The organism is Mycobacterium sp. MMS18-G62 (assembly GCF_053877835.1).
Window position 1 is genome coordinate 3207188 of sequence record NZ_CM132662.1, and the last position, 21387, is coordinate 3228574.

At 65.8% G+C, this 21387-nt stretch carries 25 protein-coding genes; 10 read left to right on the forward strand and 15 right to left on the reverse strand.

What is annotated here, in order from left to right; all coding sequences use genetic code 11:
* Positions 1-10 precede the first annotated feature (10 nt).
* Complete coding sequence (locus ACWW36_RS15965) at positions 11-661, reverse strand: TetR/AcrR family transcriptional regulator (RefSeq protein ID WP_456136982.1); 651 nt, start codon at positions 659-661, stop codon at positions 11-13.
* 49 nt (positions 662-710) lie between these two features.
* Between ACWW36_RS15965 and ACWW36_RS15970 the strand changes: the two genes are divergently transcribed.
* The gene (locus tag ACWW36_RS15970; RefSeq protein WP_456136983.1) at positions 711-2093 is read left to right on the forward strand and encodes a cytochrome P450; all 1383 of its coding nucleotides are present in this window, start codon (positions 711-713) and stop codon (positions 2091-2093) included.
* Here the strand turns inward: ACWW36_RS15970 and amaB are convergent.
* Together amaB and hglS are read right to left on the reverse strand one after the other, a co-directional pair.
* A complete protein-coding gene (gene amaB, locus ACWW36_RS15975) occupies positions 2090-3634 on the reverse strand; it encodes an L-piperidine-6-carboxylate dehydrogenase (RefSeq protein ID WP_456136984.1) in 1545 nt (514 codons plus the stop codon). The two genes, ACWW36_RS15970 and amaB, sit on opposite strands and share 4 nt — an antisense overlap.
* The gene (hglS, locus tag ACWW36_RS15980; protein WP_456136985.1) at positions 3631-4833 is read right to left on the reverse strand and encodes a 2-oxoadipate dioxygenase/decarboxylase; all 1203 of its coding nucleotides are present in this window, start codon (positions 4831-4833) and stop codon (positions 3631-3633) included. The genes amaB and hglS overlap by 4 nt, the downstream gene beginning before the upstream one ends.
* A gap of 30 nt (positions 4834-4863) precedes the next feature.
* Between hglS and ACWW36_RS15985 the strand changes: the two genes are divergently transcribed.
* Positions 4864-5322 (forward strand): Lrp/AsnC family transcriptional regulator, encoded by a 459-nt coding sequence (locus ACWW36_RS15985; RefSeq protein ID WP_456136986.1) that lies wholly within the window; start codon positions 4864-4866, stop codon positions 5320-5322.
* 52 nt (positions 5323-5374) lie between these two features.
* Positions 5375-6691, forward strand: coding sequence for an L-lysine 6-transaminase (gene lat / locus ACWW36_RS15990; RefSeq protein ID WP_456136987.1), 1317 nt, complete (start codon positions 5375-5377; stop codon positions 6689-6691).
* Here the strand turns inward: lat and ACWW36_RS15995 are convergent.
* Positions 6684-7217: a restriction endonuclease gene (locus ACWW36_RS15995; protein WP_456142507.1), complete on the reverse strand. Its 534-nt coding sequence runs from the start codon at positions 7215-7217 to the stop codon at positions 6684-6686. The genes lat and ACWW36_RS15995 overlap by 8 nt on opposite strands.
* A 91-nt stretch (positions 7218-7308) precedes the next feature.
* Between ACWW36_RS15995 and ACWW36_RS16000 the strand changes: the two genes are divergently transcribed.
* The gene (locus ACWW36_RS16000; RefSeq protein ID WP_456136988.1) at positions 7309-8724 is read left to right on the forward strand and encodes an HNH endonuclease signature motif containing protein; all 1416 of its coding nucleotides are present in this window, start codon (positions 7309-7311) and stop codon (positions 8722-8724) included.
* Here ACWW36_RS16000 and ACWW36_RS16005 read toward each other — a convergent pair.
* Entirely contained in the window at positions 8703-11366 is a 2664-nt protein-coding gene (locus tag ACWW36_RS16005; RefSeq protein ID WP_456136989.1) for a molybdopterin-dependent oxidoreductase, read from the reverse strand. The genes ACWW36_RS16000 and ACWW36_RS16005 overlap by 22 nt on opposite strands.
* Complete coding sequence (locus ACWW36_RS16010; RefSeq protein ID WP_456136990.1) at positions 11363-12187, reverse strand: FAD binding domain-containing protein; 825 nt, start codon at positions 12185-12187, stop codon at positions 11363-11365. The genes ACWW36_RS16005 and ACWW36_RS16010 overlap by 4 nt, the downstream gene beginning before the upstream one ends.
* An 89-nt stretch (positions 12188-12276) precedes the next feature.
* Here ACWW36_RS16010 and ACWW36_RS16015 point away from each other — a divergent pair, with 89 nt between their 5' ends.
* From ACWW36_RS16015 to usfY, 3 genes are all read left to right on the forward strand, one after another.
* Positions 12277-12957, forward strand: coding sequence for a PAS and ANTAR domain-containing protein (locus tag ACWW36_RS16015; RefSeq protein WP_456136991.1), 681 nt, complete (start codon positions 12277-12279; stop codon positions 12955-12957).
* Positions 12958-13047: 90 nt separating this feature from the next.
* Positions 13048-13398, forward strand: a complete 351-nt coding sequence (locus ACWW36_RS16020) for a hypothetical protein (RefSeq protein ID WP_456136992.1) — start codon at positions 13048-13050, stop codon at positions 13396-13398.
* A gap of 26 nt (positions 13399-13424) precedes the next feature.
* A complete protein-coding gene (usfY, locus tag ACWW36_RS16025) occupies positions 13425-13733 on the forward strand; it encodes a protein UsfY (RefSeq protein ID WP_456136993.1) in 309 nt (102 codons plus the stop codon).
* Positions 13734-13793: 60 nt separating this feature from the next.
* Here the strand turns inward: usfY and mbp1 are convergent, their stop codons facing one another.
* From mbp1 to ACWW36_RS16055, 6 genes are all read right to left on the reverse strand, one after another.
* Positions 13794-14033 carry a microaggregate-binding protein 1 gene (gene mbp1, locus ACWW36_RS16030; RefSeq protein ID WP_456136994.1) on the reverse strand — a complete coding sequence of 80 codons (240 nt, stop codon included), beginning with the start codon at positions 14031-14033 and terminating at the stop codon, positions 13794-13796.
* Between the two features lie 133 nt (positions 14034-14166).
* Positions 14167-14508, reverse strand: a complete 342-nt coding sequence (locus ACWW36_RS16035; RefSeq protein WP_456136995.1) for a PRC-barrel domain-containing protein — start codon at positions 14506-14508, stop codon at positions 14167-14169.
* Positions 14495-14890: a PRC-barrel domain-containing protein gene (locus tag ACWW36_RS16040; protein ID WP_456136996.1), complete on the reverse strand. Its 396-nt coding sequence runs from the start codon at positions 14888-14890 to the stop codon at positions 14495-14497. The genes ACWW36_RS16035 and ACWW36_RS16040 overlap by 14 nt, the downstream gene beginning before the upstream one ends.
* On the reverse strand, positions 14887-16116 hold the full coding sequence (locus tag ACWW36_RS16045; RefSeq protein ID WP_456136997.1) for an NRAMP family divalent metal transporter: 1230 nt from the start codon (positions 16114-16116) through the stop codon (positions 14887-14889). Before ACWW36_RS16045 ends, ACWW36_RS16040 begins: the two co-directional genes overlap by 4 nt.
* On the reverse strand, positions 16116-16580 hold the full coding sequence (locus ACWW36_RS16050) for a hypothetical protein (protein WP_456136998.1): 465 nt from the start codon (positions 16578-16580) through the stop codon (positions 16116-16118). The genes ACWW36_RS16045 and ACWW36_RS16050 overlap by 1 nt, the downstream gene beginning before the upstream one ends.
* An 11-nt stretch (positions 16581-16591) precedes the next feature.
* Positions 16592-16792, reverse strand: a complete 201-nt coding sequence (locus ACWW36_RS16055) for a hypothetical protein (protein ID WP_456136999.1) — start codon at positions 16790-16792, stop codon at positions 16592-16594.
* Positions 16793-16953: 161 nt separating this feature from the next.
* On the opposite strand from ACWW36_RS16055, the gene ACWW36_RS16060 reads away from it, so the two are divergent.
* A complete protein-coding gene (locus ACWW36_RS16060; protein ID WP_456142508.1) occupies positions 16954-18186 on the forward strand; it encodes a glycosyltransferase in 1233 nt (410 codons plus the stop codon).
* 11 nt (positions 18187-18197) lie between these two features.
* Here ACWW36_RS16060 and ACWW36_RS16065 read toward each other — a convergent pair whose 3' ends face one another.
* On the reverse strand, positions 18198-19214 hold the full coding sequence (locus ACWW36_RS16065) for a DNA topoisomerase IB (protein ID WP_456137000.1): 1017 nt from the start codon (positions 19212-19214) through the stop codon (positions 18198-18200).
* 93 nt (positions 19215-19307) lie between these two features.
* The gene (locus ACWW36_RS16070; RefSeq protein ID WP_456137001.1) at positions 19308-19466 is read right to left on the reverse strand and encodes a hypothetical protein; all 159 of its coding nucleotides are present in this window, start codon (positions 19464-19466) and stop codon (positions 19308-19310) included.
* A 121-nt stretch (positions 19467-19587) separates the two neighbouring features.
* On the opposite strand from ACWW36_RS16070, the gene ACWW36_RS16075 reads away from it, so the two are divergent.
* Both ACWW36_RS16075 and ACWW36_RS16080 read left to right on the forward strand, forming a co-directional pair.
* Positions 19588-20022, forward strand: a complete 435-nt coding sequence (locus ACWW36_RS16075) for an ATP-binding protein (protein WP_456137002.1) — start codon at positions 19588-19590, stop codon at positions 20020-20022.
* A gap of 62 nt (positions 20023-20084) precedes the next feature.
* Complete coding sequence (locus tag ACWW36_RS16080; protein ID WP_456142509.1) at positions 20085-20807, forward strand: RNA polymerase sigma factor SigF; 723 nt, start codon at positions 20085-20087, stop codon at positions 20805-20807.
* Here ACWW36_RS16080 and ACWW36_RS16085 read toward each other — a convergent pair.
* Complete coding sequence (locus ACWW36_RS16085) at positions 20778-21221, reverse strand: STAS domain-containing protein (RefSeq protein WP_456137003.1); 444 nt, start codon at positions 21219-21221, stop codon at positions 20778-20780. The two genes, ACWW36_RS16080 and ACWW36_RS16085, sit on opposite strands and share 30 nt — an antisense overlap.
* Positions 21222-21387 lie beyond the last annotated feature (166 nt).

Sequence of the window (21387 nt, forward strand, 5' to 3'; positions counted from 1 at the left end):
CCGACAAATATCAGCGATGCTCTGGTGCGACCGCTTCGCCGAGAGCGGACGGTATCCCCGGCACCCGCCCGATCGCGTCGAGCAGGGCATGTGCGCAGGCGTCGGCCACCTGTGCGCCATCGATGGACGGGTCCATCAGCCGCTGCCGGCACATCTCGAAGGTGAAGGCCAGCCAGCCGTAGATAGTGATTCGCAGGTCGCGCTCGACCTTGGAGTCCATGCCCTCGCCGACGGCGGCGTTGATGCGGCTGATGATCCGGTTGGCCTGCCGGTCGTTGTCGATGTCTTCGATGCCGCGCAGGACGGGGTCGGATCGGCCCATGCCCACATATGCAGCCCATGCGCCGTGGGGATGCTCTTCGTCGTATCGCAGGTAGGCCAGCACGCCCGCGCGCAGCTGGCCGAACAGGCTGGCGTCCGGGTCCGGCGGGGCGTTGGTGGCCTCGAAGAGCCGCTCACCCTCCGCCCGCACGACGGCCGCGAAGAACGCTCGCTTGTCGGGGAAGTAGTGGTACATCAACGCACGCGAGACGCCGGCCCGCTCCGCGATCTCGTCGATGCGGACGTCGTCGTAGGGCCGCTGGCCGAACACCTCCGCGCCCAACGCGAGCAGTTCGTTGCGTCGGTCGTCGGGCGACAGCCGCCGTCTGGACTCAGCCATAACCACCATCCTACTTGACACATGTACAACAGCGGCGGAGGCTGGGCCCATGACCGTGTTGGATGACCGGCGAACCTATCCCAAACTTCCTCATCCGCGGCGGCGGATACCCCTTTTCGGCGACGTGTTCTCCTACGACGCCGACGCGCCGTCGCAGTCCGCGCTGCAGATCGCGGAGCAACTGGGTCCCATCTTCGAACTGCGGGCCGTCGGTGTGCGCTATGTCGTCGCGGCCGGCGCCGAGGTCGTCATGGACCTCAACGACGAGACCCGGTTCTGCAAGCACGTGGGCCCGGAGATCGAGGCGCTGCGGATCCTCGGCGGCGACGGCCTGTTCACGGCGTACAACGACGAACCCAATTGGCAGAAGGCGCACGACCTGCTGATGCCGGCGTTCAGCCAGGCCGCGATGCGCCGGTATCACGCGGTGATGCTCGACGTGGCCGCGGAGCTGACCGCGCGCTGGGACGAGCACGGGCGCGCTGCCCGCACGGTCGACGTGTCGGCCGACACCACTCGCGTGACTTTGGAGACGATCGCCCGCTGTGCGGCGGGGTATTCGTTCGGCAGTTTCCGGACGGACACCGTTCCCGCTTTCGTCGAGCACATGGTCGCGGGGCTCAAAGGCGCCGACCGGGCCGGCGTGCTGCGCGCCAGCTGGCTGCCGAAGTTCCTGGCGCGGCGCGAGGAGCGCAAGGTCCGCCGTGAAGCGGCATACATGCATGCGGTCGCCGACGAAATCGTTGCCAAGCGCCGCGAGGAAGGGCTCGGTCATCACGACGACCTGCTGGAGATCATGCTCGCCTCGGACCTCGGCACGGCCAATATCCGGTATCAACTGATCAACTTCCTCGTCGCCGGTCACGAAACCACTTCGGGGGCATTGTCTTTCGCGCTGTACTACCTGTCCCGCCATCCCGAGGTGCTCGCAAAGGCCCGCGCCGAAGTCGACCTTGTGTGGGGGTCACACGAGCGCCCGGACTTCGAGATGGTCGCCAAGCTGCGATACGTGCGACGAGTGCTCGACGAGGCGCTGCGGCTGCAACCCACCGTGCCGGGCTACTACCGGGCCGCTCGCGAGGACACCGTGCTGGCCGGCGTACATCCGATGCGCAAGGGCGACTGGGCGCTGGCGCTGACCCCCATGCTGCATCGTGATCCGCGATGGGGAGCCAACCCCGACCAGTTCGATCCGGACCGGTTCGAGCCAGAGCGGGTCAAAGCCCGGCCGGCGGGTCTGTACAAGCCGTTCGGCACCGGCCCCAGATCGTGCATCGGGCGCCAATTCGCGTTGCATGAGGCCGTTCTCGTCCTCGGCGTGCTGATCCGCCGCTACGACCTGATTGCCGATCCGGCCTACCAGCTGCAGATCCAGGAACGACTGACCATGATGCCCAAGGGGTTTCGCCTCGGTGTGTCGCGACGTGCTTAGCCGAAGTGCACGCCCTGCGCGAGCGGCAACTCCGAGGAGTAGTTGACGGTGTTGGTGGCCCTGCGCATGTAGGCCTTCCACGCGTCGGAGCCTGATTCGCGACCGCCGCCCGTCTGCTTTTCACCGCCGAACGCGCCGCCGATCTCCGCGCCCGATGTGCCGATGTTGACGTTGGCGATGCCGCAGTCCGAGCCGTCGGCCGCCATGAACCGTTCCGCTTCGCGAACGTCGAGCGTGAATATCGATGACGAAAGACCCTGGGGCACAGCATTGTTCAATGCGATAGCCTCGCCGAGGTCATCGTAGGTCAGCACATAGAGGATCGGCGCGAACGTCTCCGTGTGCACCACCTGCGTCTGGGCGGGCATCCGAACCACCGCAGGCGCCACGTAGTACGCGCTCTCGTCGCCAACGTCATGGCGTTCACCGCCGAACACCTCGCCGCCGTCGGCTCGGGCCTGCTCGAGCGCCCTGACCATGTCGCGGTACGCGGTCTCGTGAATGAGTGGACCGACCAGTGTCCCGTCTTCTGCCGGATCGCCGACGGGCAACTGCCGGTAGGCGTTCGCGACTCGGTCCACCACCTCGTCGGCGATCGACGAGTGCACGATCAACCGCCGCAACGTCGTGCACCGCTGCCCAGCAGTGCCCGCCGCGGAGAACACGATGCCGCGCACCGCCAGATCGAGATCGGCCGACGGGGTCACGATCGCCGCGTTGTTGCCGCCCAATTCGAGCAACACCTTGCCGAACCGCTGCGCCACCCGCGGGCCGACCTGCTGACCCATCCGCACAGACCCCGTCGCGCTCAGGAGCGCCACCCGCGGGTCGTCGACCAGGCGCTCGCCGACCTCGCGACCGCCCTGGATCAGCCGGCTCACCCCGCGCGGTGCGCCAACATCAGCACAAGCCCGCTCGATCAGCGCCTGACACGCCAGCGCGGTCAGCGGTGTGAGCTCCGACGGCTTCCACACCACGGTGTCACCGCACACCAGCGCGATCGCGGTATTCCACGACCACACCGCCACAGGGAAATTGAACGCGGTGATCACGCCGACGACACCCAACGGATGCCAGGTCTCCATCAGCCGATGGCCCGGCCGCTCCGACGCAATGGTCTTGCCGTACAGCTGTCGCGACAGGCCTACGGCGAACTCGCAGATATCGATCATCTCCTGCACCTCGCCGAGGGCCTCTGAGGTGATCTTGCCCGCCTCGATCGTGACGAGCGCGCCGAGATCTTCCTTGTGCTCGACGAGCAACTCGCCGAGCCGGCGGACCAGCGCCCCACGCTCGGGGGCAGGTGTTGTCTGCCACGTCGTAAACGCCTGCGCGGCTTCGGCTATCGCGGTGCCGGCCTGCTCACCGGAGGTTTCCGGGATGGTGAAGAGCACCTCGCCGGTGATCGGCGTGCTGGCGTGCAGGCCATGTTCGCCGGGCTCGCCGAGTTTGACGCGCGAGCCTACGGCGTTCAGTGCGTCGCGGACGCGGGTGCGTAGCTCCTCGGCTGTCGGGAGGACAGATGTCTGCGTGGTGGTCATGATGATGCGACTTTCTCGTAGAGGTCATAGGGATCGTGAATGTGGTGGCCGATCCGGCCGGCCAGCCACTCGATGCTGTAGTCAGAAGTGTCCGCCTCATCGGCGGCCTCTGCGTCGGTGTCGAGATTGGACCGGAAAATTCCCGCCGCCGATGCGGGCAGGAAGTCCTCGTAGGCAACGGGTTTCGCCGGGTCGCCGCGGTGGTAATAGGCCAGCCCCGAGGCGGCCATCTCCTCGTCGGTAGCGGGGAAGTAGTCGCCCCACACCGCCGCCGGGTCCGGTGTGGCCATCGCGGCGTCGAAGCGTTGGCGGCCGGTTGCGGTAAGTGCGACGCCGCGCGACTCGACCTCGCCGAAGCGCACGCGCAGTGTGCCGTCGGAAACCGTACCGTCTGCGTTGCGCAGTCGCCGCGGCTCGGCCAGCGCGCGAAATGACGTCTGCCTCAACAGCACATCGGGTCCGTGCCACCGCGGCGGGCCCTGGATCGCATCGATCATCGTGATGCCGCGCGCGGTCATTCGCCGGTACAACTCGTCGATGTCGAGGACCCGCGGAGTCAGGTGGTTGATGTGCGTCGTGGTCACGCCGGCGATATCGGCCGCGACCGCCGAGACTTTGGCCAGTTCTTCGTACCAGCTGCGGTCGATCGGTTCGCGCGACAATGCGAACGCGGCAGCCGCCGCCGCGACGAACCGGTCGGCGCGTCCAGGTTCCGCACCTTGATCCGCGGTGATGCGACGCGCCTCGGCGATGAGCTCAGGGTCGAACAGCCGGCGCTCGGCAATGAACCGTTCGACGCGCGACCGCAATTCACGCGAGAAGAAGCGCGCGTCCGCGGTGGCCAGCATCGAGGTGAACACCCGGAACGGATTGCGGGCCAGTTCATCCGTGTCGATCGGCCGGAACGCCGTCGACACCACGGGTACCGGCGACGCCGCGTCGCGCAGGTCGTAGAACCCGACGGGATACATGCCGAACGCGGCGAATAAGTCGGCGACGTCGGCGAGTTCGCGTGCGCTGCCGACGCGGATCGCGCCATGGCGTTCGACGGTCACCCGCTCGGATGCGCCCAGCTCGCGGTTCACTTCCGCACTGACTTCCACCAGTGTGGTGTAGGCCGGGACTTCGGCGCCGTACATGCGTGACAGCGCGGCGGCGAATTTCGCGCGCAGCTGCCAGGTTTGGACACGTCGACTCATGGGCGGCATCGTCTCCGGTACAGTGCCGCCATGGCCGAGGGCGAGACGCTCGACGACATCGATCGCATCCTGGCGCGCGAACTGGTCGCCGACGGGCGGGCGACGCTGGCCCATCTTGCCACCATCGCTGGGCTGTCGGTGTCGGCCGTGCAGTCGCGGGTGCGGCGGCTGGAGGCACGCGGTGTGATCACCGGGTATACCGCCCGGATCGATCCCGAAGCAGCCGGGCTCATGCTGTCCGCGTTCGTCGCCATCACCCCTCTCGATCCCTCTCAACCCGATGATGCACCTGCCCGGCTCGAGCACATCGAAGCCATCGAATCTTGCTATTCGGTGGCCGGCGAGGAGAGCTACATCCTGTTGGTCCGTGTGGAGTCGGCGCGGGCGCTCGAAGACTTGTTGCAGCGGATCCGGACGACGGCGAACGTCCGCACCCGCAGCACGGTCATCTTACAAACATTTTACACAGGACGCGACTACATCCCGTAATTGTTACGGCGTGAGTGGCGTTTGACCGTAAATAGTTTGTTAAAATGGACGCATGACCGCTGTCTTGGCACGTGAGCACATTGCCCCCGACGACGTCCGCGACGTCTTGGCGCGCAGCATCCTGGCTGACGGGCTGGACTTCGTCCTCGACATCGAGCGCTCGTCCGGCTCTTATCTGGTCGACGCCCGCACCGGCCAGCGCTACCTCGATATGTTCACGTTCTTCGCCTCGTCGGCGCTGGGCATGAACCATCCGGCGCTGGCCGACGATTCCGAGTTCCGTGCGGAGCTGGCCGCGGCCGCGGTGAACAAGCCGAGCAACTCCGATGTGTACAGCGTGCCGATGGCCCGCTTCGTCGACACGTTCGCGCGCGTGCTGGGCGACCCGGCGCTGCCGCACCTGTTCTTCGTCGACGGGGGAGCGCTCGCCGTCGAGAACGCGCTGAAGGTCGCGTTCGACTGGAAGAGCCGGCACAACGAGGCGCGCGGCATCGATCCGGCGCTCGGCACGCGTGTGCTGCATCTGCGCGGCGCGTTCCACGGCCGCAGCGGATATACGTTGTCTCTGACCAACACCGACCCGAACAAGGTCGCGCGATTCCCGAAGTTCGACTGGCCCCGCATCGACGCGCCGTATGTGAGACCGGGCGCGGATATGGATGCGCTGGAGGCGGAGTCGCTTCGACAGGCGCGCGCCGCGTTCGAGGCTCATCCGCACGACATCGCGTGCTTCATCGCCGAGCCGATCCAGGGGGAGGGCGGCGACCGTCACTTCCGCCCTTCGTTTTTCGCGGCGATGCGGGAGTTGTGCGACGAGTTCGACGCGCTACTGATCTTCGACGAGGTGCAGACCGGCTGTGGGTTGACCGGAACCCCTTGGGCCTACCAGCAATTCGATGTCACGCCCGACGTCGTCGCGTTCGGCAAGAAGACGCAGGTATGTGGCATCATGGCCGGGCGGCGGGTCGACGAGGTGCCCGACAACGTGTTCGCGGTGAGCTCCCGGATCAACTCCACATGGGGCGGCAACCTGGTCGACATGGTGCGGTCACGACGCATCCTCGAGGTCATCGAAGCGGACGGGCTGATGGTTCATGCCGCTGAGGCGGGGCGGTATCTCGTGGACCGGCTCGACGGTCTTGCAACGGAGTTTCCTGATGTGGTGCTCGACGTCCGTGGCCGCGGCCTGATGTGTGCGTTCAGCCTGCCGTCGACGGAGCAGCGGGACGAGTTGATTCGGCGGTTGTGGGATCACCGGGTGATCATGCTCGGCAGCGGTTCTCATAGCGTGCGGTTCCGGCCGGCGTTGACGGTGACGCGTGAGGAGATCGACGCCGCGGTCGCGGCCGTGCGCGACGCGCTCAGCTGACTTCGGTGGGCGCCGTGAGGCGCCGGATGGTCGACCGCAGCCGCGGCAGTTCGGCCCGGCCGACGAGTTCGCATTGGTGCAACTCGGCGAGTTTGCGTGCGGCCGGGGTGAATTCGTGGTTGGTCACCACCATGGTCTTCGCGCAGTCCTGCATCGGGGCACCCGCAACGACCTCTTGGACTGCGCTCGCGCCGACGGGGCGTGACTGTCGTTTGCATTGAATGGCAAGACGATTCGGTCGTTTACCGACGATGATATCGACGCCCCAGTCGCCGGTCAGCGACGTCATGATCACGGGCACGCTGCATGATCGGGCGATCCGCGCGACGTGGTCCTCGAACTCCAAGCCCGACATCTCGGAGTTTGGGTCGCTCGCCGTGCTGAGGCCTGCGATGGTGCCGCGCAGGAAGTGGGGTGCGGCCGCGAGGAGGGCGGGTGCGACGGCGCCGGCGACCAGGCTCCACATCGGAGTGGCGCCTGCGATGTACGCGGCGATCCCTGCTCCAATGCCCATGGCGAGGTACATCTTCAGCGTCACGGCGGAATCGTAAATGCGGGCACCGACGCCTGTGGATAACCGGTTTGCCGTGTCGGTGGCCCGTGGCATGATCGAATGTATGTTCGATGGCGTGTCGGATGGTGACCTCATCGATGTGATGGGTGAGGCGACCCGGGACGAGTCGACGGCGATCGCGCAGAGGTTGGCAGCGGTGGCGGAGTTGTTTGTGCGGCGCTCGGGCGAGTTGGCCGATGCTCAGTGGTGTTGTGCTGATGGGTGTGATGCGGTGGCCGCGGAGGTTTCGGCGGTGCAGAACATCAGTCATGCCCGCGCGGTGGGTCAGGTGCAGTTTGCGTGCGCGTTGTGGCATCGGCTGCCGACGGTGGCCCGAGTGTTTTGTTCTGGGGTGATCGATTTTCGGATGGTGTCGACGATCGTCAGCCGCACCGAAAACGTTGCGGCGTCGGTGTGGCCCGAGCTCGATGAGGCGATCGCCCGTCATTGCACCAAGTGGATGAAGCTGTCGGGCCCGAAGTTGCGCGACCGGGTGGATCAGTGGGTGGCCAAGTTTGATCCGGCTGGGGTGCGGGTGCCGCCGACGGTCAACGACAACCGCTATGTCGACATCGACCCGGCGAGCCCCGGTGTCGCGTCGCTCTCGGGCTATCTGAACGCCGCCGACGGCGCAGCACTGGATCAGCGTCTGGACGCGTTGGCGGCCACGGTGTGCGCCAACGATCCACGCACCAAAGAGCAGCGCCGCGCCGATGCGGCCGGGGCGCTGGGGCGCGGGGAGGGCACCCTGGCGTGCCGATGCGGATCAGAGGACTGCCCGGCAGCAGCACAGCGCGCCGCGGCGGCTACCGCGGTGATTCATGTGCTGGCCGAACACGCCACCGTCGAGGGGACTAGTGACCATCCGGGATATCTGCCCGGGTTTGGGATTCTGCCCGCCGAATCGGTGCGCGACCTGGCCACGACAGCGACGCTCAAGCCGTTGGTGATGCCGAGTGCGACACCTGATCCGGGGTATCGGCCCTCGGCGGTGACGCGCGAGTTCGTCAAGTGGCGGGATTTGACGTGTTGCTGGCCGGGCTGTGACAGGCCGGTGGCTCACTGCGATGTCGACCACACGGTGCCCTATCCGGCCGGTCTCACCCATGCCTCCGATCTCAAGCATTACTGCCGTATTCATCATCTGATCAAGACGTTCCACCCAGGCTGGAGCGAGCAGCAGTTACCCGACGGGACGATCGTGTTGACGGCGCCGACCGGGCACGTCTACACCAGCCAACCGCACGGTGCGGCCATGTTTCCCGCCCTGGCGGCACCCATCGCGGCATTGGCGGCATCCAGGGTCGAGGAACCCAGCCCGTGGCGCGACGTGATGATGCCGCGGCGCAAACAAACCCGCGACCAGAACCGCCGCGACCGCATCAACGCCGAACGCCGGCAACGCACCGAACTCATCGCCGAAGAAGAACGCCAACGACAAGCCTGGCTCGCCGCCAACTACGAACCACCACCCTTCTGAAGCGCCCTCCACACCCGGGCCGGAGTCATCGGCAGCTGATGAAGCCGCGCGCCGCAGGCGCGGGCGATGGCGTTGGCCAGCGCGGGAGCGACTGGGTTGTACGGAGATTCGCTCATCGACTTCGCGCCGAGCGGGCCGAGCTCGTCGTACGTGTCGGCGAAGTACACCTCCGTCACCGGCACGTCGGCCAGCTGTGGGATGTGGTAGTTGCGCAGCGTCTGGGTGAGCACCGTGCCGTCGGGGCCGATGTGCATCTCCTCGTAAAGAGCCGATCCGATGCCTTGTGCCACACCGCCTTCTACTTGGCCGCGACACTGCTCGGGGTTCATCACGACGCCGGCGTCGGCGGCCTGCACAGATTGAAGGATCTGCACCTGGCCGGTGTCGGTGTTGACCGCCACACGGAACGCCTGCACGTTGAACGCCACCGATCGCGGCGTGCCGTCGTGACGGCCATGCCCGATCAGCGGCCCAGGCAGGTCGGCGAAGTCGACGAACCGGTCACCGCATTGAACGCCGTGAGTCGTCACGACGCAGGCCCGCGCGGGCACACTGCTCAGCTCTGCCGCGGCGGCGACAATGACCGCGCGCAGTTCGCGGCACGCGGCAAGCACCGCGCGGCCCGCCACCACCGTGCCCGCCGAGCCGAATGCGCCCGTGTCGTAACCGACGGCGTCCGTGTCGGATTGACTGAGAAGCACGCGATCCGAGGTGGTGTTCAACTCCGTCGCCGCCAGCTGCGTGTGGACTGTCGTCGTGCCGTTGCCGAACTCCGCGGTGCCCACCGACAGCGCATACATGCCGTCGGGCGTCAACGATATCGACGCGTCCGCGACGTGGCCGCGCGGCGGAATCGTCGCGATCATCGCGACCGCCATCCCCTCGCCGACGCGCCAGCCCTGCGGCGCAGTCACCCCGTTGCCGCGTACCATCGCGGCCTGCGCCAGATCGAGACATTGGTCGAGCCCGTAGCTGCCGAACGTCAGATCGTCCTCGCAGACATGCCAATCCACAAACGAATCGCCGGGGACCACGACGTTGCGTCGCCGTAGCTCGAACGGGTCCAATGCGAGTCGCTGCGCCAGCTCGTCGAGCGCCGACTCGATCGCGAATATCACCTGTCCGAGCCCGTAACCGCGAAACGCGCCCGACGGAACGTTGTTGGTATATACCGCCTGCGCGTCGACCCGCTTGTTGACGCAGCGGTACACCGACATGGACTCTGCGCAACCGTGAAACATCACGCCCGCGCTGTGATTTCCATATGCGCCCGCATCCGAGAGCACGTCGATGGCCAGCGCCGTGAGCACACCGTCTGCCGCGGCAGCCACGGTCACGTCCACCCGGAACGGATGCCTGCACGGTGCCTTCGTGAACTGGTCGGAGCGGGTGAACTCATATCGGACCGGCCGGCCCAGACGCAGCACGGCCAGTGCCACCAGATCCTCGGTGAGCATCTCCTGCTTCGCGCCGAACCCGCCGCCCACCCGCTTGGTGAACACATGCACCTGCGAGCGGTCCAGCCCGAACACATGGCACAACTCATCGCGCACCAGAAACGGCACCTGCGAGCTCGTCCGAATCACCAAGCGGGCACGCTCATCTCGCCAACCCGTGCAGCCGTGTGTCTCAAGGTGCACATGCTGAACCCGCTGCGTGGTCCACCGTCCCCGCACCACGGCACCGCCCGCATCCTCGGCCGCCGCGAGCACGGCCTCGACAGAGCCCACCTCGCCGTGCAGTTCTGCGACGACATTGCTGTCATGGATCAGCGGCGCGTCCGGCCTAAGTGCCATCTCGGGGTCGAACACCGCGGGCAGCTCGGAATACTCCACAACGATTGCGCGGCAGGCTGTTTCAGCGATAGCGAGGCTGTCGGCGACGACGGCCGCCACTCGCTGGCCGACAAAGCGAACCGTGTCGTCAAGCACATACGTGTCGTCCGGATCATCGCCGCGGTTCTCGTGGCGGGCCCACGAGAACGCGACGTCGGGGTTGTCGCGATAGGTCAGCACGAGGTGCACACCCGGAATCGCTTCCGCCGCCGCGGTATCGATCGACATGATCCGCGCATGCGCCAACGGACTCGATAGCACCGCCAGATGCAGTAGCCCAACGGGCTCGTCGTCCATCGTGTACTGCTCGGTGCCCGTGACCACCGCGACGCCGGCAGGCGCACCGACAGATCGGCCTGCGCCCGAGGGCTTTTCGATGTTCACCTCGCCATCCAGCGCATCGGTGATCGCCCGGTAACCCGTACATCGGCACAGGTTGCCCTTGAGTTGCTGCGGAAGGTCGGCCAGTTGCTCGGCCGTCAGCGTCGACGCCGTGGTCACCATCCCGGCCGTGCAGAAGCCGCACTGGAACCCGCCGGCCTCGACGAACCGCCGTTGCATCGGATGCAGATCCTCAGGGCCGCCCAGCCCCGCGACCGTCGTGACGCTGCGCCCGGCGGCGCGAAACGCGGGGAACACGCAGGAGTGCACCGCCGCACCGTCCACCAACACAGTGCAGGCCCCGCAGTCGCCTGCGTCGCAGCCCTTCTTGACCTCGAAATGTCCATGCTCGCGTAGGAATGTGCGCAGGCACTGCCCTGGCCGAGGCGCGTCGTGCAGGGCGTTGCCGTTCACGGTGGTGCTCATGCCAGCTCCGTGTGGACCTGGCCGGCCAGTAGAAACGTCATCGCCCGTCGCCAATCCGGATCACCATGCGCGTCGCGAGTCCACGCGTCTTCGGGAATCGTCGCCACCGCAGCCCCCACCGCGTCGGTATCCGGCATCGACGGGAACTCGAACACATAGGGCCGCACCGTGGCGGCGGTCACGGACAGCGCGAACCGTCCACCGTCGCCCGGGGCATCGCGCCTGCCGATCACCACCACCGCCGACCGGCCCAGCCGTGACGGAGCCAATTTGCGAAATGCCGTGCGGCCACGCAATGCCGCGGCGGGCAGTCGCACCGAGCGCAGCACGTCGCCGACAGCCAGCGCGTTGGTGGCCATGCCGGTGACGAATTGTGTGGCCGGCATTTGGTATTCGCTGCCGTCGCCGCGCCACACCGTCACGCGCCCGTCCAACGCCGAAGCCAGTGAAATCATCGAACCCGCCGGGAACGACAGACAGAAGTTGCCGCCGACGGTCGCGCTGCCCATGATCTTGAAGGATGCCAGCAGCGCCCTGGCGCACTGATTCAGAAGCGGTGCGGCAACCCAGGCGCTCGGCAGGGCCGCCGCCAGACGCGAAACCTCGGTCACGGTGCAGGTGGCCGCCAGTTCGATTCCGTTGTCGTCCAACACGACCGGCGGCCAGCCCATTGCGGTGATATCCACCAGCCGACGAATATGCGGCTGCGGCTCGGAGAACAACCACGTGCCGCCCGCCAGCACGGCGTCGCCCGGGCCCAGCGGCCACAGCTCGTCGCGGCGCCTCGGCGCGCTGACGCTCTCGACCGTGTTGAGGTCCACCAATTGACGGTAATCAATCGTTGTCCAGAATACGAAGCAGGCAAACGAGAACGGTGCCGCTCTCAGTTCGAAGCGATAATCTGCAACTGATGACTGATGAGGTGGCCGACGTCGAGGGGCAAACACCCGTCGACCATGCGCTCGCGGGCGGCCAGCCCGAGCGCGTCGGTTGGTTCCGGTTCTATTTCGCCGACGAACGCTGGGAGTGGTCGCCTCAGGTCGAGCGGATGCACGGCTATGAACCCGGCACGGTGCATCCCAGCACCGATCTGGTGCTGTCGCACAAGCATCCCGATGACTACGGTCAGGTGGCCGCCACGATCGAGGAGATCCGCCGGACCTCGGGCGCTTTTTCGACCCGCCACCGAATCCTCGACACACACGGCGAGGTTCACCACGTCGTGGTGGTCGGCGATCAGCTCTTCGACAACACCGGAACCGTGATCGGCACCCACGGCTTTTACGTCGACGTGTCACCGTCGGTGCAAGACGTCCGCGACGAAATGGTCAGCGAGGCGGTTGCCGAGATCGCCGAGGCTCGGGGTGGCATCGAGCAGGCCAAGGGCATGCTGATGCTGCTCTACCGGATCAGCGCAGACTCGGCATTTGAGCTGCTCAAGTGGCGCTCGCAGGAGACCAATACCAAGCTGCGCACCCTGGCCGAGCAAATCGTCAAGGACTTCCTCGAACTGCAGTACGACGAAGTTCTGCCCGCCCGTATCGTCTACGACCGGCTGTTGCTGACCGCCCATCTGCGCGCCAGAACCTGACGTTTACTTGGGCATCAACCAGGGAATTCTCCCCGACGTCGGCAATAGGGGGCATTTGAGTACGTGTCCGCGTATCACAATCCCAACGATTTGAAACAAGACGACGCCAACGTCCGCGCCGCCGTGCGGTTCGGCCTGGTAGTGGGCATATTGGGCGTCGCGTTCCTCGTCGTGGCCGCCGTCTGGGTGAGCACCTGCGACGGCGCGACGGCGGACACCGTCGCTTGCGGCCCTCCGCAACGCGCATTGCTGTCCCTCGGTGCACCGCTCATCCTGCTGATCGGCGGGCTTCGGGCGTTCGTCCGCACCTACCAGACATGGCGCAAGCACGAAACGTGGTGGGCGTGGCAGGGCGCGGGCTGGTTTCTGCTCACGCTGATGCTGCTCGTACTGACGATGAGCATGCCGGTGATCGCCGGGCCCGCGGTGTTCGGCGGCTGAGTAGGCATGCCGAGAGAGGAGTACCGATGAAAGGCCCTAAGGATCCAGTCGACCATGCGAGGACGACGCGGCCGTACGCCGGCGAGTCGATGAAGGACAACAAAATCATGCCGGGGCTGATCGTGATCGGCGTCGCCCTGGTGCTTTTCGTGAGCTGCCTCGCGGCGTTCGCCACAAGTCACCGTGACGTCGGTCTGACGTTGGCATTGCTGTCCGGCGCCGGATTCATCATCGGGGCGGCGTGGCTGCTCGTCGAGCACCTCCGGGTCCGCCGGATCGAAGAGCGTTGGTACGCAGAGCATCCCGACGCCCTGCGCCAACGCCCAAGTAGTTAAAGGTCAAACGACAAGCAAAACGCCCCAACCGATCGGTTGGGGCGTTTTGACTTACGAGCTCTAACGCTGCTCTGCCTCTTGACGCTTCTCGGCAGCCTTGGCGCCACCGCGAGCCGATTCGGCCTCGGCTTCCTTCTTGGCGACGTCCTTCTGGGCGTCGGCCTTGTCCTGCTGGGCCTTGCCCTCGCGGGTCAGGTCGTCACGGCCTGTGACGGTGCCGACCGCTTCCTTGGCCTTGCCTTTGACGTCTTCGACGACGCCCTTGATGCCTTCTTCGGGGCCACTGTTCTTCTCGGTCATGCTTACCTTTCCGCTACTTACTGGATCGGTCGTTGCCCACTTCTTGAGCGTGGGAGCCCTTTCGGGCCGCACAAAGGGAATCTCCCCTCGCAATCAAAGGGTTCCCAGCCCGGCTCGGAGCTAAACGCGTCGCTCAATCGTCCGACGGCAGCACCGCAGAGTATCGGGTATAGCCGGAACGCAGCTTGACCTGCTCGGATCCAATCCGTGCCACGTCGTCCCAGGCCGCAAGGAAAGTGCCCCGATGTCGCCACCGCTCAACTGCGGCCAACATCACAGGCTCGGTGGCGGCGGAGCGTTCGTATCCCAGGAATGACGACCTCGTACGCGGACTGACCACCAGTCCCAGCACGCGCGGGGTTGGCGGATTCTGTTCAGGATCACCGGCAATCGCGAGCCGGACGTCGACCACAGTCCCGACCGGATGTGAGCCCGCGTCGATGACCTGCAGGCCGAGAAGCCTACTCAGCTGCATGCCGGCCTCCAGGGATGTGATTGACGATTCGGTCGCGCAGCCAATGCTCGACCCACTCCATGTCGAAAGTCATGTCGGTCGGCTTGAGCTCGACGGTCACAGCGACGCAGGCGACCAAGTTCCACGGGATCTCCTGGAGATGGGATCGCGGAGGTACACCGCCGAAGATCCGCGTGGCCAGTACCTGACCCGACAGCAGCGCGGTCACTTGCGGCGCCTCTGTGCCCGAACCGATATCGCGATCGACCTCGACATCGGCCAGCTCGAGGTCGTCGACGATGCCGACCGGATCGCCGTGGTGGTCGAGCAGCTGACGGTCCAGCAGATGAAGCCGGGCGTCGAGCAGGTGGCCGCGGTGGGGCAAGACGGGCAGCTCGCTCATTGGCCGGCTCCCGTGACGATCATCAGCGGTATGGCCGCCAGCGAGGCAGCCAGAATGATGACCAGGTACACCGAGGCTGCCATGTTGACCACCTTTCCGTTGGTCTGGTCACCCATGTACTGAGAGTCGTTGGCCACGATCAGGATTGGCAGATAGGTCAGCGGAAGCGCGATCGCCGAGAAGACCACCGAGTACTCGGTGACCAGGATCGGGTCGACACCGGTGAACAGCACGGCGGCGCCGACGACGATGGTGACGAACATCACCACGTGGAAGCGGGCGGCCTCGGCGGGCCTGCGGAACTTACCCCACGGCCACCCGAGGAACTGGGCGAGGATGTATCCGCCCGCTAACGCGGTTTCCAGCGCCGCTCCGAACGTCGCCGCGACGATGCCGACAATGACGAAGGCGAGTGCAAGCTTTCCGCCGGCGGCCACGACGGGCATCACCGTCTGCGACAGCGAGGTCACCTCGATCTGATTGGGAAGCAGCGCGATCGCCCCGCAAGCCGCGATGGCGACCGACAAAAGCCCGCCGAGCGGGAAACCGACTATGACATTCAGGCGAGCCGTGCCCAAATCCTTGCTAGTCCAATGCTCTTCGACAGCGCCGGAGGAGAAGAAGAAGACTTCGTACGGTGTCATCGCGGCGCCGAACAACGCAATGGCGAAATACCAGTAGGTGGCCGCGGATTCCATCTCGGGAATCACCGGCGCGGTCGCCTGGTGGGCGAGGTCGCCCCAATTCGGGTGCAGCGCAAAAACGCTGACGACAAAGACGATCAGGCAGAGACCGAGCAACCCGGCGACGTTCTCCATGATCGAGAACTTCACCCGCCAGATCACCACCCAAACGGCGAACGCGGCGACGGGAATCCACATCATCCGGCCCACATCGGTGGCTAGCTGTAACGCCAATGCGACACCGCCGATTTCGGCGGTCAGCGTCATCAGGTTGATGAACAGCGAGGCGGACAGATTGGCGGCCGCCATCCGCGGGCCGAGCCGCTCGCGGATGATCTCGAAGGTCGCCCTTCCGCTGACGGCAGCCACCCGGCCGGCCATGTTGGCGTACAGGCATATTCCGACTACGCCGACGATGACCACCCATACCAGTGCCAGACCGAAGCGAGAACCGACGACGGCGTTGGTGACCAGATCGCCGATGTCGACGAATCCGCCGATCGCGGTGAGGATTCCGAGCGCTATCGAGAAGATCTTGCCCATCAGCGGTATCCGCTCTCCAGGGCATCCGCCGACGCGATCAGATCAGCGCGGGCCTTCTGGACCGTCGGATCGGAAGTGACGTGGCGAACCGTCTCCGCCGCAGCGTTGAGCTGCCCGATGATTGAGGTCATCGACTCGGTCAGCATGCGTTGCCGGCCGATGTCGACCGAGTCGTCCGCCCTCAGGTCGGCAATTCCCTTGTAAGCCTTGAGGACTTCGTCGCGCGCGTCGGACAGCTGGACACTGGTCAGCTGTGACGTGGAGCGGTGGCCGATCCACATGTCCAGCGCCATGGCACCGGTGCGGGCGGCCGTCGTGGTTTCCTCCATCGACTGTGCCAGCTGGCCGGGCATACCGTCTCGATTCGACGGGCAACGGGTCAATAGCAATCCGAGCCCGACGAGGAACAGCGCGATCAGCAGCATCGCCCGAACGCGCCGCACACGCTCGCCCTGATATGCCATAGCTGCTCCCGTCAGTCGGGCAGCGTCTCGTCCGGGTCGAGCTCGACAACCTCGAGCTGCTCCTGCCAGTCGGCGGGGGTGGCCTCCAGCGGCACTGCGTCGGGCGGCTCGGCCGACGCCTCTTCATCAAGCACTGGCTCGACGGGGGTTCGCTGTTGCTCGACGGCATCGGCGACGGGCACGTCGTCGGGAAGGTCTTCGCTGTCTTGCATGCCGGTCGGATAACCCGGGCCGCTGACCCCGAAACCCAAATTGACTCCCCGCGTTATCCCGAATGCGAATGCGCTACGTCCACATCGCGAAAACTCGAAAGCCCGAACGTTTTGCGCCCATAAGCCCAGGGTATGGCGTACCCGTGTCGGTTTCGCTTCCGTTGAAGATTGCCATCGTCGCCGACGTCGGCAGTAGCTTTGGCGTGTCGGGTGGCGCGGACACCGGCGCTCTGAACGTGCACCTCGCCCAGTTGTCAGAGGCGCTAGTCCGCGCGGGGCATCGGGTGACTGTCTACACCCGCCGCGACGACCCGCACCTGCCCGATCGTGTCGAAATGGCGCAGGGGTACACAGTGATGCACGTGTCCGCCGGGCCGGCCGAGCATCTGCCCGAGACTGAGCTGTTGGCGTACATGGGTGCATTTGCGCAGTTCCTCCACACGCAGTGGAGCGCCGACCCGCCCGATCTCGCACACTCGCACTCGTGGACATCCGGGATCGCCACACAGTTGGCGGCCCGACAGCTCGATCTGCCTGCCGTGCAGACGTTTAACGCCCTGGGTTGCGTCCTTCGCCGCCGCGGCGATGACATCAGCCCGCCCCAACGCCTACACCTCGAGGCGATGCTGGCCCGCGGCGCGACGTGGGTCGCCGCCACCTGCACAGACGAGGTGTTCGAACTGGCGCGGATGGGGCGGCCGCGGGCCCGCACCTCAGTCGTGCCCTGCGGAGTGAACCTGGACCTGTTCACCTCCGACGGCCCCAAGGCTCCGCGCGGAACGCGCCATCGCATCGTGAGCATCGGAAGGTTGGTGCCGCGCACGGGGTTCGATGTCGTGGTGCGAGCGCTGCCTCTGATGCCGGTTACCGAACTCGTGATTGTCGCCGGCCCGGACAAACTGTCGCTGGACGCCGATCCCGAGGCATGCAGACTGCTGGAACTGGCGACAACGCTGGGTGTAGCTGACCGGGTGCAGCTGAACGGACCGGTGAATCGCGAAGCAATACCGGCGATCCTTCGGTCGGCAGACGTGGTCGCGTGCACCCCGTCGTACGAAGGTCGTGCCATCGTGGCGCTAGAGGCGATGGCGTGTGGGGTTCCGGTCGTGGCCACGGCGGTGGGTGGACTGGTCGACACCGTCGTACACGACGTGACCGGCCTGTTGGTTCCGCCAAACCGTCCCGACAGGTTGGCAGACGCCATCAACCGTCTGATGCGTGACGACTTCCTTCGGCAATGCCTCGGCGCGGCAGGACGGGATCGCGCCAGGGCGCGCTACTCGTGGGACCAAATCGCGGCCGACACGGCGCGCATATACACCCGACTGGCAATGCGTACTGACGACGTCACGCGCGGTGCGGCCGTGAAATCCCTTGCGACCCAGCTGATCTGATCTCTCGGGTGCTAACTCTTGGCGACTTTGCGGATTAGCTTGGCCGTGCTTCGTTCCAGGATCAGCTGCCGCTCGTCGGGCGCTTTGGTGCGCGCGGCCCGTCGTGCGGCCGCGGCGATGGTCATGCCGGCCTCGTAGCCGTCGACCACCCTGGGGTCGACGTACGACGAGCGCGCAACGGCGGGAGTGTTGCCGAGTTCCTCTGCGACCTCTTTCATCACCGCCGACTCCACCCGTTTTATCACCGTCTTGTTGACAGGAGGGTCTGCGTCGACGAACGCCGCGGCCGCCAGCACCGTGCCGTGCCAGGTCCGCAGGTCCTTGACGGAATACTCTTGTCCGACCAGCTCCTTGAACCGCGCGTTGAGATCCTCGGCGTGAACGTCGGCCCAACCGGAACCGTTGCGGCACACAAGGAATCGTTCGGTACGGTTGCGTCGCTGAAGCAGCGCTCGGACCGACCGGACCACCTCGGGGTCCTCGATCAACAGCGTGCGGCGCACCCCGCTCTTGGCGGGGTAGTCGAACTCGACGGCGTCCTTCTGCAGCGCGACGTGATCGCACAACAACGTCGCGATGCCGTAGGAGTTGTTCTCCTCGGCGTACTGCTCGCCGCCGGCGCGAAAGTAGCCGAGGTCAAGGAGGTGAAGGGCCAGCGCGAGGACCCGATCACGTTCGAGCCCTCGGCGGCGAAGGTCGGCAGCGATGCGCCGTCGCATCTCGGGCAGCGCCGAGGACATCGCCAGCACGCGATCGAACTTCTCCTCGTTGCGCTCCTCCTGCCATCTCTGGTGGTACAGATACTGGCGCCGGCCGGCGACGTCGGTGCCGACGGCTTGGATGTGACCATTGGGATAGGGGCAGATCCACACGCTGCGCCAAGCCGGCGGAATCACCAGATCGCGGATGCGCTGCAGGGTCGCCGCATCGGTCACCGGCGAGCCATCTGGATGGTGGTAGGAGAACCCGCGACCGCGACGCACGCGGCGAATGCCGGGACCGCGGACGACGCTACGCCGAAGTCGCATGTTTGGCGCCTGGCCACCGCGGGGTAATGCACGTGGACGATGGGCAAGAGTAGATCAGCAGCCGGGACGTCATTTCTATCGTCATCGCCGGAATCACTGCATCATGGGCGCCAGGATGAGGAACGCTCCGGCGTATATCGCGACCGCTATCAGAAGCACTACAGCCAGCACGAGGCCGACCGTGATCAATATGCGGCGCAGCGACCGGGTTTCGGGATCTTCGACCCCGTTTCGCGGCTGAATGTCCTCCATGACGAGGGATTACCCGGCGGGACTCGTTGCCACACGTCGTCGCTCACCGCTTATCGGAGCACCGGTGGTTAGCTGGGGGTCGGCCTGGGGTAATCTCGCACAGAACTTTCCTGGAGGTCACATGGCCGACGTCACTAATAGAAATAACGGGCAGCTGCGCAGTGCCCGGTCGGTCGAATTCCGAGTTGCCGCAAGGCTGGAAAACCTTGCCGTGGTGCGCACGCTGGTTGGCGCGGTCGGCACGTACGAGGACCTCGACTTCGACGCTGTTGCGGACCTGCGGCTCGCTGTGGATGAGGCGTGTACGCGACTGATCCGATCGGCCGTGGAGGACTCGACCCTGCTGCTTGTGGTCGACCCGAGGGAGGACGCGGTGGTCATCGACGCGTCCACGACGTGCAAGAGCCCGGACATTCTCGCGCCCGGCAGCTTCAGCTGGCACGTGTTGAGCTCCCTGACCGATGAGGTGCGGACGTTCTCCGACGGGCAGGTCCCCGAGGAGGGCCGGGTATTCGGGATTTCGATGACGACAAGGCGAGCGAGTTCGCTGCGGTGACTCCGTCGTCATCCCAGGGTTCGTCATCACGACAGAACTCTGAATACGCGGATGTCGCAGAGATGTTCCGCGAGCTCAAGGATCTGTCCGAAGATTCCGGGCAGTTTCAGCGGCAGCGTGACCGCATCGTCGAGCGGTGCCTGCCGCTGGCCGATCACATCGCCCGCAGATTCGACGGGCGTGGCGAGCCGCGCGACGACCTGGTTCAGGTGGCACGGGTCGGGCTGGTGAACGCGGTGATCCGGTTCGACGTCGACGCCGGATCGGATTTCGTGTCGTTCGCCGTGCCGACCATCATGGGCGAGGTCCGTCGGCATTTCCGCGACAACAGCTGGTCGGTCAAAGTGCCGCGCCGACTCAAGGAGCTGCATCTGCGGCTCGGTGCCGCGACGGCCGATCTCTCTCAACGGCTGGGGCGCGCACCCACCGCGTCCGAGCTCGCGGCAGAGCTCGACATGGACCGCGACGAAGTAATCGAGGGCCTGGTCGCCGGCAGTTCCTACAACACGCTGTCAATCGACAGCGGTGGCAGCGGCACGGACGACGCGCCCGCGATCGCCGACACCCTGGGCGACATGGACCTTGGTCTCGACCAGATCGAGAACCGGGAAGCGTTGCGGCCCTTACTCGCTGCGCTACCCGAGCGCGAGCGCACCGTATTGCTGCTGCGGTTCTTCGAGTCGCTGACGCAGACTCAGATCGCCGAGCGTGTCGGCATCTCGCAGATGCATGTTTCGCGCCTGCTGGCGAAGTCGCTAGCGCGTCTTCGCGACCAGCTGCAGTAGCCGAGGCGGCTCACCCTGGACGGCTGACAGGGCGACGTCGACGCTGCGGGAGATCGGCAGGGCCGAATCCGGGTCGCAGATGCGAAGCAGTCGGGTAACCGCCGAGCTGGGCACCAGGGCCCATTGGATCTTCTCCCCGGCGCAGCGCACGTTGACCGTGTGCAGCGCGGAAAAACCCGACGTGCCGAAGAAGTCGACTCCCGTCAGGTCCAGCACCAGCCGCTCGATGTGCGGAGCATGACGCAACGCGTAGTCGACAAATTCCTGGGCGTTTGCTGCGTCCAGTTCGCCGTGCGCGGTGATCACCGCCATAGAGGGTTGCAGCCACCGGGTCGCGAAATGGGCGGTGCGGCAGGCGGCGCGTTCGTTGAGAGCTTCCGGCGAAGCCGGTTGAGCGTGAGTAACCGTAGACATTGTGACTCCATCAGTCGGAATGCGTGATTTCGTACTGTGGTTCACGTCAAGTTGATGGCCCTGCGTCCTCAAAGCCTTCGCCACAGGGCGGGAGTTCCGCGCCCTGCACGTCGATGACGTTTCCAGCTGGCTGTGAACTCAACCTGATCAGAACCCTACGCTCCCT

What these genes read in the sequence shown, in the direction of transcription:
- ACWW36_RS15965 (WP_456136982.1), bottom strand. Translation starts at nt 661, where the DNA reads ATGGCTGAGTCCAGACGGCGGCTGTCGCCCGACGACCGACGCAACGAA.
- ACWW36_RS15970 (WP_456136983.1), top strand. Translation starts at nt 711, where the DNA reads ATGACCGTGTTGGATGACCGGCGAACCTATCCCAAACTTCCTCATCCG.
- amaB (WP_456136984.1), bottom strand. Translation starts at nt 3,634, where the DNA reads ATGACCACCACGCAGACATCTGTCCTCCCGACAGCCGAGGAGCTACGC.
- hglS (WP_456136985.1), bottom strand. Translation starts at nt 4,833, where the DNA reads ATGAGTCGACGTGTCCAAACCTGGCAGCTGCGCGCGAAATTCGCCGCC.
- ACWW36_RS15985 (WP_456136986.1), top strand. Translation starts at nt 4,864, where the DNA reads ATGGCCGAGGGCGAGACGCTCGACGACATCGATCGCATCCTGGCGCGC.
- lat (WP_456136987.1), top strand. Translation starts at nt 5,375, where the DNA reads ATGACCGCTGTCTTGGCACGTGAGCACATTGCCCCCGACGACGTCCGC.
- ACWW36_RS15995 (WP_456142507.1), bottom strand. Translation starts at nt 7,217, where the DNA reads ATGTACCTCGCCATGGGCATTGGAGCAGGGATCGCCGCGTACATCGCA.
- ACWW36_RS16000 (WP_456136988.1), top strand. Translation starts at nt 7,309, where the DNA reads ATGTTCGATGGCGTGTCGGATGGTGACCTCATCGATGTGATGGGTGAG.
- ACWW36_RS16005 (WP_456136989.1), bottom strand. Translation starts at nt 11,366, where the DNA reads ATGAGCACCACCGTGAACGGCAACGCCCTGCACGACGCGCCTCGGCCA.
- ACWW36_RS16015 (WP_456136991.1), top strand. Translation starts at nt 12,277, where the DNA reads ATGACTGATGAGGTGGCCGACGTCGAGGGGCAAACACCCGTCGACCAT.
- usfY (WP_456136993.1), top strand. Translation starts at nt 13,425, where the DNA reads ATGAAAGGCCCTAAGGATCCAGTCGACCATGCGAGGACGACGCGGCCG.
- mbp1 (WP_456136994.1), bottom strand. Translation starts at nt 14,033, where the DNA reads ATGACCGAGAAGAACAGTGGCCCCGAAGAAGGCATCAAGGGCGTCGTC.
- ACWW36_RS16035 (WP_456136995.1), bottom strand. Translation starts at nt 14,508, where the DNA reads ATGCAGCTGAGTAGGCTTCTCGGCCTGCAGGTCATCGACGCGGGCTCA.
- ACWW36_RS16040 (WP_456136996.1), bottom strand. Translation starts at nt 14,890, where the DNA reads ATGAGCGAGCTGCCCGTCTTGCCCCACCGCGGCCACCTGCTCGACGCC.
- ACWW36_RS16045 (WP_456136997.1), bottom strand. Translation starts at nt 16,116, where the DNA reads ATGGGCAAGATCTTCTCGATAGCGCTCGGAATCCTCACCGCGATCGGC.
- ACWW36_RS16050 (WP_456136998.1), bottom strand. Translation starts at nt 16,580, where the DNA reads ATGGCATATCAGGGCGAGCGTGTGCGGCGCGTTCGGGCGATGCTGCTG.
- ACWW36_RS16055 (WP_456136999.1), bottom strand. Translation starts at nt 16,792, where the DNA reads ATGCAAGACAGCGAAGACCTTCCCGACGACGTGCCCGTCGCCGATGCC.
- ACWW36_RS16065 (WP_456137000.1), bottom strand. Translation starts at nt 19,214, where the DNA reads ATGCGACTTCGGCGTAGCGTCGTCCGCGGTCCCGGCATTCGCCGCGTG.
- ACWW36_RS16070 (WP_456137001.1), bottom strand. Translation starts at nt 19,466, where the DNA reads ATGGAGGACATTCAGCCGCGAAACGGGGTCGAAGATCCCGAAACCCGG.
- ACWW36_RS16075 (WP_456137002.1), top strand. Translation starts at nt 19,588, where the DNA reads ATGGCCGACGTCACTAATAGAAATAACGGGCAGCTGCGCAGTGCCCGG.
- ACWW36_RS16080 (WP_456142509.1), top strand. Translation starts at nt 20,085, where the DNA reads ATGTTCCGCGAGCTCAAGGATCTGTCCGAAGATTCCGGGCAGTTTCAG.
- ACWW36_RS16085 (WP_456137003.1), bottom strand. Translation starts at nt 21,221, where the DNA reads ATGTCTACGGTTACTCACGCTCAACCGGCTTCGCCGGAAGCTCTCAAC.